This is a genomic window from Sphingobium sp. (assembly GCF_048594625.1).
Taxonomy (GTDB): domain Bacteria; phylum Pseudomonadota; class Alphaproteobacteria; order Sphingomonadales; family Sphingomonadaceae; genus Sphingobium.
Genome location: NZ_JBMDWL010000068.1, coordinates 1 through 8,694, shown reverse-complemented (window position 1 = coordinate 8,694; position 8,694 = coordinate 1). Strand labels below are relative to the sequence as shown.

The window sequence follows — 8,694 nt, the reverse complement described above, 5'->3', positions numbered from 1 at the left end:
TGCGCGCGGGCGGTGCGGGCGGCGGGATCGCAAGCACGGCTGGTGGGCGTGGGTGGATCGCGGCTGGCCATCGCGTCGATCAAGGCGGGGGCGGTGGACGGAACTGTCTGCTTCAAGCCCGAAGCGCTGGGCGCTCTGGCGTTCGAGGCGCTCCATCGCGCGGCGCAGGGACATAAGGCGGGCGAGCGGTTCCTGACCTATCCCATCCCCGCCGTGACGCGGGCCAATGTCGATGCGTGCGTGGGGCAGTGGTGATGACGCCTGTCCTGACATTGCAGGGGCTGACCAAGACTTTCCCCAACGGCACCATGGCGTTGAAGGGCGTGGACATGGCCGTCATGCCGGGGACGGTACATGGCTTGCTGGGCGCCAATGGCGCGGGCAAATCGACGCTGATCAAGATATTGGCAGGCGCCATGCCGCCGAGCGGCGGGCGGATCATATGGCGGGGGGAGGATCGCCGCTGGAGCGGACCTGCCGCGCCAAAGGCGACGGGGATCGCGACGATCTATCAGCATGTGCCGTTGGTCCCCACCCTGTCGGCAATGGAGAATATGCTGCTGGACCGGGGCGGGATGTGGCGCGGCGACCGGGCGATGCAGGCGAAAGTGCTGGCGGCGCTGGCCGATATGGGCGATCCCTTTGCCGCCGACGCGCTGGTGCAGGATCTGCCCATCGGCAAGCGGCAGATGATCGCCATCGCCGCCGCCATCGCCGCCGACGCGCAGCTGATCATCATGGACGAACCGACCGCTTCGCTGGCCGGGGATGAGCGCGACAATGTCTATGCGACGATCCGGCGATTGAAGGCGGAGGGACGGACGGTCCTGTTCATTTCGCATTTCATCGATGAGATCATGGCGCTGACCGATACTGTCACCGTGTTGCGCGACGGGCGGGCGGTGCTGGATGCGCGGACGGCGGACCTCAACGAAACCGACATTGCCGATGCCATTGCCGGACGGTCGGTGGCGGCGCTGCATCGCGACGGACGGGTGCGGGCATTTGGCGATATGGTGCTGGATGTGCAGGGGCTGGCGTCGCCTACCCTTGCGCCGACCGACCTGAGCGTGCGGGCGGGCGAGATTGTCGGCATAGCGGGCCTGCTGGGATCGGGGCGCAGCGAATTGCTGCATGCGATTTTCGGGGCGGATGGCGCAGCGCAGGGTGACATATTCCTGAACGGCGTGCCGGTGCAGAGGCGGACCGACGAGGCGGTGATGGCCGGGATCGCGCTGGTGCCGGAGGATCGGGCGAAACAGGGCTATGTGCCGTTGCTGTCGCTGGCCGACAATATCGCGCTGGGCGACGATCTGGGGATGATGCAGGCGCCGGGGCGCGAGCGGGCGGAGGCGGAGGCGGCGATCGCGCGGCTGGCCATCAAGACGCCCGGCCCCGATGCGCTGCCCACCCAATTGTCGGGCGGCAATGCACAGAAGGTGGTGATCGCCAAATGGCTGAAGGATCGCACCCGATTGCTGATGCTGGACGAGCCGACGGCAGGCATCGACATCGGCGCGCGGACGGACATTTTGCGGCTGGTCCGGCAATTGGCCGACGATGGCCTGCCGGTATTGCTGGTGTCGTCCGAGTTCGAGGAACTGATCGCCATCTGCGACCGCATATTGGTGATGCGCGACGGAGCCGTGGTGGCGCAGGTCGATCCGGCCGCGATCAGCGAAACCGACCTGATATTGGCGGCCGGGGGTAGCCGGGCAGCATTTTCTGAAGGGATGATGGCATGAGCGGGCAGGATTGGCGCCGCCTGTTGAGCCTGCGCGAAGCGGGCGTCTATTATGCGCTGGCGCTGCTGATCGCGGCGCTGGCGGGGATCGCGGCGAGCCGGGGGCTGCCCGCTTATATATCGGGGCAGAATCTGGGCAATATCGCCTATCAGGCGTCGCTGGTCGGGATCATGGGCGTCGCCATGACGGTGATGCTGATCACCGGCGCGTTCGACCTGTCGGTGGCGTCGGTCGCGGCGCTGGCCGCCGCCGTGCTGATCGCGCTGGCGGGGCAGGTCGGGTTTCCAGCGGCTGCGGTCGCGGCGCTATGCACGGCGGGCGCGATCGGGCTGCTGAACGGAGCCATCGTGCAGTTTGTCGGCATCAACGCGTTTATCGTGACGCTGGGGACGTTGACGGCGGTGCGGGGGCTGGTGCTGATCCTGACCGACGGGCGGTCGCTGATGGTCGAGCGGCCGGAGGTGCTGACGCAGATGCTGGCGTTTGAAAGCGGGCGGGTTTCGGCCTTCTGGCTGCTGCTGGTGATCGGCGCGGCGTTGCTGGGTTATGCGCTCGCGCGACGACGGGTGAGCTCGGCGGTTGGCAGCGTGGTGCTGTTCGGCTGTGCGGCCTTTGCCGGGCGGGATTTCACATTGGCCGCGCCCGTCATCTATCTGGCGCTGTTTACCGCGCTGGTCGGCTTCGTGCTGCGCTTCACCGTCGTCGGGCGGCGGGTCTATGCCGTGGGCGGCAATGCGGAGGCGGCACGGCTGTCGGGCATCAACGTCAACGCCTATCGGATCGGGGCGTTTGTGCTGTCGAGCGTGGCGGCGGGCTTTGCCGGGATATTGTTCGCCTGTCGTCTGGGCGCGATCAACCCGACCGCCCTGCAGGGAGCGGAGCTGACGGTGATCGCCGCAGCGATTTTGGGCGGCACGTCGCTGTTCGGCGGCGCGGGCAGCGTCGTGAAGACGGTGGTGGGCGCGCTGTTGCTGTTCACGCTGACCAACGGGTTCAACATCCTCAATCTGGGGGCCAATTATCAGGGCCTGATCGAAGGCGTCGTCGTGGTCGCGGCGGCGGCCATCTATACCGTGGGCGCGGGACGGGCGCGGCGGACGAAGGGAGTGTCCGCATGAGCAAGCCGGTTTTGCGTGTCGCGGTGCGGCGGTTCGGGCCGTTCGAAAGCGCCATCGTCAAGCAGTTTGCCGATTTCTGCGCCGTGACCGGCGTAGATGCGGAGATCGATCCGGTAGCGATGGACCTGAACCCGTTGCATGAGGCGATCATCGGCAAGCGGGGCCTGGCCAAAGGCGACTGGGACATTGCCTTCATGGCGACGGACTGGCTGGCGGAGGCGCAGGCGGAGGGTCTGCTGGAAGACCTGACGCCGCATATGGCGCGGGCGCCCGTTGCCGATTTTCCCGAAGCCTGGTCCCCTTCGCTGACGAGCATGCAGCGCTTTGCCGGGGGTTATTGGGGCATGCCCTATCATGATGGACCGGAATGTCTGGTCTATCGCAAGGATCTGCTGGCGCAGGCGGGGCTGGACGTGCCGCAGACATGGGCGGATTTCCATGCGGCGGCGCGGGCGTTGCACCGGCCGGATGAGGAACGGTACGGCACGGTGCTGGCGCAGTTTCCGGATGGACATAACGGCTTTTACGATTTCTGCATCCATATCTGGTCGCGGGGCGGCGAGCCGTTCGGGGGGGATGGACGGCCGGATTTCACGTCGCCGCAAGCGCATGCGGCGCTGGATTATCTGCGGGCGCTGGCGGGGGATGCCGGAGCCGTTGCACCGGGTGCGCGGGCGCTGGACAGCGTGGCGTCGGGCATGCTGTTCGCGCAGGGCAAGGTGGCGATGATGGCCAACTGGTTCGGCTTTGCCGCCTATGCCGACACGGCGGAAGACAGCACGGTGCGGGGGTTGGTGGATGTCGCACCGCTGCCCGCCGGGCCGGGCGGGCGCAGCGTGTCGCTGAACGTCTTCTGGGTGTTGGGGATCGGCGCGGGTTCGCCGAACAAGGCGCTGGCATGGGATTTCCTGCGCCATCTGGCGAGCGCGCCGATGGACAGGCTGACCACCACGGAAGGGGCCATCGGCGTACGCCGGTCCAGCTGGAACGACCCGGAGATCAATGCCGCCATCCCCTATTATCATCGGCTCGACTGGTTGCATGAGCATGCGCGCGAAATGCCGCTGACCCCGCATCTGGCCGCCATTTCCCATGTGGTGGACGATATGCTGGGCAAGGCGATGACGAGCGATGCGCCGACGGCGGACCTGCTGGCGGCGGCGCAGGCGGCGGCGGAGACGATCGCATGAGCGCGCTGCGGCAAAGCTGGCCCATGCCGTCCGCGCCCCGACCCATCGTCATCATCGGCGCAGGCGGGATCGTGAAGGACGCGCATCTGCCCGCCTACGCCAAGGCCGGGTTCGCAGTCGCGGGGCTGTTCGACACCGATGTGGCGCCGGCAACGGCTCTGGCGGAGGCGTGGGATATTCCGACGGTCTTCGCGTCGCTGGAGGAAGCGGCGACGCAGGATGCGGTGTTCGATGTCGCCGCGCCGCCGGTTGCGCACCGGGCAATCCTGTCCGCCCTGCCCGAAGGGGCAAGCGTGTTGTTGCAAAAACCGATGGGCCTCAATCTGGAGGAAGCGCGTGCGATCCGGGCGGTGTGCCGGGACCGGAAGCTGAACGCCGCCGTGAATTTCCAGCTGCGCTATTCGCCGATGATGCTGGCGGTGGCGGATGCCATCGCGCGCGGCGACCTGGGCGAACTGGTGGAGATAGAGGTGCATCTGAACCTCGTCACGCCATGGCATCTGTTTCCGCACCTGAACGATAATCCACGGGTCGAGATCGTATCCCATTCGATCCATTATCTCGACACCATCCGGGCGCTGGTGGGCGATCCCGTCGGCGTGTTTGCGCGCAGCTATGGTCACCCGTCCAGTCCGCTGACCGACACGCGAACCAGCGCGATACTGGATTATGGATCGATGTTGCGGGTCACATTGTCGATCAACCATCATTATGATTTCGGGCGGCAGTTTCAAGACGCGGCCTTTCGCGTCGAGGGCACGAAAGGCGCAGCGATGGTGAAGCTGGGCCTGTTGCTCGATTACCCGACGGGCGAACCGGACGAATTGTGGATCGCCAACACCGGTGGGCCGTGGGAACAGGTGCCGCTGGAGGGGAGATGGTTCCCCGATGCCTTCGTGGGACCGATGGCGAACCTGCAACGCCATGCCGCCGGGGAAGACGCGCGGCTGGCCACCCAGGTCGAGGATGCGTGGCGCACCATGGCGCTGGTCGAAGCCTGTTACCAGTCCAATGCGCAGCCCGGCACGCCGATGACTGCTCTCGAGGGAGAATAGAGACGTGATCGACCTTTCGGGCAAGACCGCCCTTGTGACCGCCGCCGCCCATGGCATCGGGCGCGCATCCGTGCTGGCGCTGGTGCAGGCGGGCGCGCATGTGATCGCCACCGACATCGATGAAGGCGCGCTGGCCGATCTGGCGGGCGACAAGGTGGAGGTCGCGCGGCTGGACGTTTTGAGCAGGGATGCGATCGACGCGGCGGGGGCGCTGACCGGGCGGGCGGACATATTGTTCAACTGCGCGGGCGTGGTGCATGGCGGGACCGTGCTGGAAGCGTCGGACGAGGATCTGGATTTCGCCTATGCGCTGAACGTCAGGGCGATGACGCGGATGGTGCGCGCGGTGCTGCCCGGCATGATCGCGCGGGGCGACGGCGCGATCATCAACATGGCGTCGGTGGCGTCGAGCGTGAAGGGCGTGCCGAACCGGTTCGTCTATGGCGTGACCAAGGCGGCGGTCATTGGCCTGACCAAGGCGGTTGCGGCCGACCATGTGGCGCAGGGGGTGCGGTGCAACGCCATCTGCCCCGGCACGGTGGATACGCCGTCGCTGAACGCCCGGCTGGCGGCGCAGGGCGATTATGAAACGACGCGGGCGGCGTTTGTCGCGCGGCAGCCGATCGGACGGCTGGGCCGGGCGGAGGAGATTGCCGATCTGGTCGTCTATCTGGCAGGCGCGACCTATACCACCGGGCAGATCCACAATATCGATGGCGGCTGGACGATCTGATGCGGCGGATCGCGCTGTTGCTGCTGGCGTCCTGCGCTTTTGCGGGGACGGCGCGGGCCGAAAACTGGGTGCCGGGGTGGTTCGCCCCGGCCATCGGCTATGAACCCGCAATCAAGGATGCGCTGGGCCGCCCCTATCAGGACGAAACGGTGCGGCAGGAGGTGCGGGTCGGCACGACAGGCGCGACGATCCGGCTGCGGCTGTCGAACGAGCTGGGTGATGCGCCGCTGAGTATCGGCGGGGTGTCGGTGGTGCGGATCGATGCGGACGGGAAAGTCGTGGCGGGGAGTTTGCGCAGGCTGGCCTTTGCAGGGCAGCGGGGCGTGATCGTCCCGGCGCGGGCGCCGATGTTGAGCGACCCCCTGCCCTTTGCCGTGCAGGCGGGCGAAAGGCTGGCGGTCAGCGTCCATTATAGCGGTGAGGCGAAGGTCGCGGCGCATGCGCAGATGGTCGATGTCGCGGGACCGGGCGATCTGACCGATCAGGAGGAATTGCCCGCCCCTCACCGGGTGCGGGCGGGCGGGATCGTCAGCGCGGTCGAGGTGGACGCGGATCGGCACGCCGTGCTGGTGGCGTTCGGAGACAGCATTACCGAGGGCGCAGGCGCTTCGCCGGGCAAGGGGATGAGCTGGCCCGACCAGTTGGCGAAACTGCTGGCGGGGGACAAGGCCGGGCGGTGCTGGGCCATCGCCAATGCGGGGATCAGCGGCAATCGCCTGTTGCATGACGGGCGCGGTCCCAACGCGCTGGCGCGGTTCGACCGCGATGTGCTGTCAGTGCCGGGGGCGACCCATGTGGTGATGCTGGAAGGGATTAACGACATCGGCAAGGTGCGTCAGCCCGAACTGCAATATCAGCAGGTGTCGGCGGACCGGATCATCGGCGCGTACCGGCAGTTGCTGGCGCGGGCGAAGGCGCGCGGGCTGAAGGTCATTATCGGCACGTTGCTGCCCTATGAAGGGGCGGCCTATGCCGATGCGGCGGGCGAGGAACGGCGGCAGACCGTCAATCGCTGGATCAGGGACAATGGGCGATCCTTCGACGCGGTGATCGATTTCGATGCGGCCATGCAGGAGCCGGGACAGCCAAAGGTCATGCGGTTGAGCGACCAGATTGGCGACCATCTGCACCCCAATGATGCGGGCTATGCGCGGATGGCGGCGGCGGCTCTGCCGGTCGTGCTGGGACAGAAGGCGTGCGGGAAATGAGGGACAGGATCGTGGATCGGCGGCAATTCATCGGCGCTGCGGCGCTGGGCCTTGGCGGACTGGCGGCGCAGGGCGCGGCGGCGAAGGTTGGGGGCAAAGATCCGATAGCGCCGTTTCGGACGCCGTATAAATATCCCAGGCTGGTGCTGGCGGGATCGGGCGTCAAAGGCACGTTCGACGAAAAGCTGGTCGATTGCCCCTTCGTCTTTTCCCATGAGGGGCGGTTCTGCATGACCTATGTCGGGTGGGACGGCACGGGCTATCAGACCGGGCTGGCGGAGTCCGACGACCTGATCAACTGGCGGCGCAAGGGGATTATCCTCGCCCGCGATCCCGATGATCCGATTACGCGATATAATATCGCCACCGCATCGATATTGCGCGACAATGACCTGATGTCGCCGGGACGGCTGATCAAGGTGGACGGGCGCTATGTCTGCGCATGGCATGCCTATCCCAGCACAGGCTATGAAGCGGGACCGGCGGTCATTGGTCTGGCCTATAGCAAGGACCTGATCCACTGGGAGAAGACTGCGCCGATTCTGTTCCCCGATGGCGGCGCGCCGTGGGAGGAAGGCGGGCTGTACAAGCCATACCTCATGAAGGTCGGGCGGACCTATCATCTGTTCTACAATGCCAAGACCAAGGGCGAGCCGTGGCATGAGCAGACAGGCCTCGCGACATCCACCGACCTGAAACATTGGGTGCGGCATCCGGCCAGTCCGTTGTTGCGCAATGGAGCGAAGGGTTCGTGGGATGACCGCTTTGCCAGCGATCCGGTGGTGCTGCGCCATGGCGGGCAATGGGCGATGTTCTATTTCGGGCTGTCGACCGATGGCTATGCCCGCGACCTGCTGGCCGTTGGGGACGGGCTGACCGATTTCCGCAAGGTGGACGAGATATTGGTCGACCATGGCGCGCCCGGATCGGTGGACGAGAAATATGCGCACAAGCCATCGATCGTCTACGCCAAGGGCGCGCTGTACCACCATTATTGCGCGGTCAGCGGGAAATGGCCCAATGATGTGCGCGGGATTGCGGTGGCGCGGTCGGTGCCGTGGTAGGCTCTGACGCTTAACTTCGCACATTTCCCGCTGATTTTGACATTTATGTACGCGGGCTGGACATTTTATGTCGGTGGGATGTCAGCTGTTGGAAAGAGCCGGGGTGATGTTAGCGAAGGTGTGAGGGGTAGGACAGATTCGGTCGTCACCCCAGCGCAAGCTGGGGTCGTTGTGGGTCTGGCGCGTCATGGCCTGAGATCCCAGCTTACGCTGGGATGACGGGTTGGGGGCGCGTACTTCAGTTCGAACAGGGCGATGCCGTGGGGGGCCATCTGGCCATTCTGCCATTGGCCCTGCGCCAGTTTCGCGCCGGTCGGCGGGGTCAGCGGACGCGCTTCATGGCCATGGTTGATGACGATCAGGACGCGCTTGCCCTTGCCTGCGCGCTCGCTGATTTCGAGGTCTGGATGCGCGTTCGGGACGATCGGCTCTACCTTCGCCTCTGACAGCAAATGGTCGGCGAGTTGCTGCATCGGACCGGGCTCCAGCCATGCGCCGAGATAGGTGATGCGGCCCTTGCCGACTTTGCGCGAGACGATGGCGGGCCTGCCGTCGAGCCAGCCGCCCGGATTGTCGTAGGT

Annotated in this window: 8 protein-coding genes and 1 pseudogene; 8 read left to right on the top strand and 1 reads right to left on the bottom strand. The window is 66.1% G+C overall.

What is annotated here, in order from left to right; genetic code table 11:
- From ACOJSJ_RS08330 to ACOJSJ_RS08295, 8 genes and pseudogenes are all read left to right on the top strand, one after another.
- A pseudogene (locus ACOJSJ_RS08330) lies at positions 1-255 on the top strand (sugar ABC transporter substrate-binding protein); the annotation flags it as partial.
- Complete coding sequence (locus tag ACOJSJ_RS08325) at positions 255-1,745, top strand: sugar ABC transporter ATP-binding protein (RefSeq protein ID WP_420144521.1); 1,491 nt, start codon at positions 255-257, stop codon at positions 1,743-1,745. The pseudogene ACOJSJ_RS08330 and the gene ACOJSJ_RS08325, both read left to right, overlap by 1 nt.
- A complete protein-coding gene (locus ACOJSJ_RS08320; protein WP_420144520.1) occupies positions 1,742-2,863 on the top strand; it encodes an ABC transporter permease in 1,122 nt (373 codons plus the stop codon). The genes ACOJSJ_RS08325 and ACOJSJ_RS08320 overlap by 4 nt, the downstream gene beginning before the upstream one ends.
- Positions 2,860-4,053 carry an extracellular solute-binding protein gene (locus ACOJSJ_RS08315; protein ID WP_420144519.1) on the top strand — a complete coding sequence of 398 codons (1,194 nt, stop codon included), beginning with the start codon at positions 2,860-2,862 and terminating at the stop codon, positions 4,051-4,053. The genes ACOJSJ_RS08320 and ACOJSJ_RS08315 overlap by 4 nt, the downstream gene beginning before the upstream one ends.
- The gene (locus tag ACOJSJ_RS08310; RefSeq protein ID WP_420144518.1) at positions 4,050-5,108 is read left to right on the top strand and encodes a Gfo/Idh/MocA family protein; all 1,059 of its coding nucleotides are present in this window, start codon (positions 4,050-4,052) and stop codon (positions 5,106-5,108) included. The genes ACOJSJ_RS08315 and ACOJSJ_RS08310 overlap by 4 nt, the downstream gene beginning before the upstream one ends.
- A 4-nt stretch (positions 5,109-5,112) precedes the next feature.
- Positions 5,113-5,841, top strand: coding sequence for an SDR family oxidoreductase (locus ACOJSJ_RS08305; RefSeq protein ID WP_420144517.1), 729 nt, complete (start codon positions 5,113-5,115; stop codon positions 5,839-5,841).
- Positions 5,841-7,049, top strand: a complete 1,209-nt coding sequence (locus tag ACOJSJ_RS08300) for an SGNH/GDSL hydrolase family protein (RefSeq protein ID WP_420144516.1) — start codon at positions 5,841-5,843, stop codon at positions 7,047-7,049. The genes ACOJSJ_RS08305 and ACOJSJ_RS08300 overlap by 1 nt, the downstream gene beginning before the upstream one ends.
- Positions 7,046-8,113 (top strand): hypothetical protein, encoded by a 1,068-nt coding sequence (locus ACOJSJ_RS08295; RefSeq protein ID WP_420144515.1) that lies wholly within the window; start codon positions 7,046-7,048, stop codon positions 8,111-8,113. Before ACOJSJ_RS08300 ends, ACOJSJ_RS08295 begins: the two co-directional genes overlap by 4 nt.
- Positions 8,114-8,298: 185 nt before the next feature.
- On the opposite strand, the gene ACOJSJ_RS08290 is transcribed toward ACOJSJ_RS08295, so the two are convergent.
- A partial coding sequence (locus ACOJSJ_RS08290) for a beta-galactosidase trimerization domain-containing protein (RefSeq protein WP_420144514.1) occupies positions 8,299-8,694 on the bottom strand: 396 nt, incomplete at its 5' end.

Bases quoted from the DNA above. Each gene is read 5' to 3' on its own strand.
- ACOJSJ_RS08325 (WP_420144521.1), top strand. From the start codon at position 255: ATGACGCCTGTCCTGACATTGCAGGGGCTGACCAAGACTTTCCCCAAC.
- ACOJSJ_RS08320 (WP_420144520.1), top strand. From the start codon at position 1,742: ATGAGCGGGCAGGATTGGCGCCGCCTGTTGAGCCTGCGCGAAGCGGGC.
- ACOJSJ_RS08315 (WP_420144519.1), top strand. From the start codon at position 2,860: ATGAGCAAGCCGGTTTTGCGTGTCGCGGTGCGGCGGTTCGGGCCGTTC.
- ACOJSJ_RS08310 (WP_420144518.1), top strand. From the start codon at position 4,050: ATGAGCGCGCTGCGGCAAAGCTGGCCCATGCCGTCCGCGCCCCGACCC.
- ACOJSJ_RS08300 (WP_420144516.1), top strand. From the start codon at position 5,841: ATGCGGCGGATCGCGCTGTTGCTGCTGGCGTCCTGCGCTTTTGCGGGG.
- ACOJSJ_RS08295 (WP_420144515.1), top strand. From the start codon at position 7,046: ATGAGGGACAGGATCGTGGATCGGCGGCAATTCATCGGCGCTGCGGCG.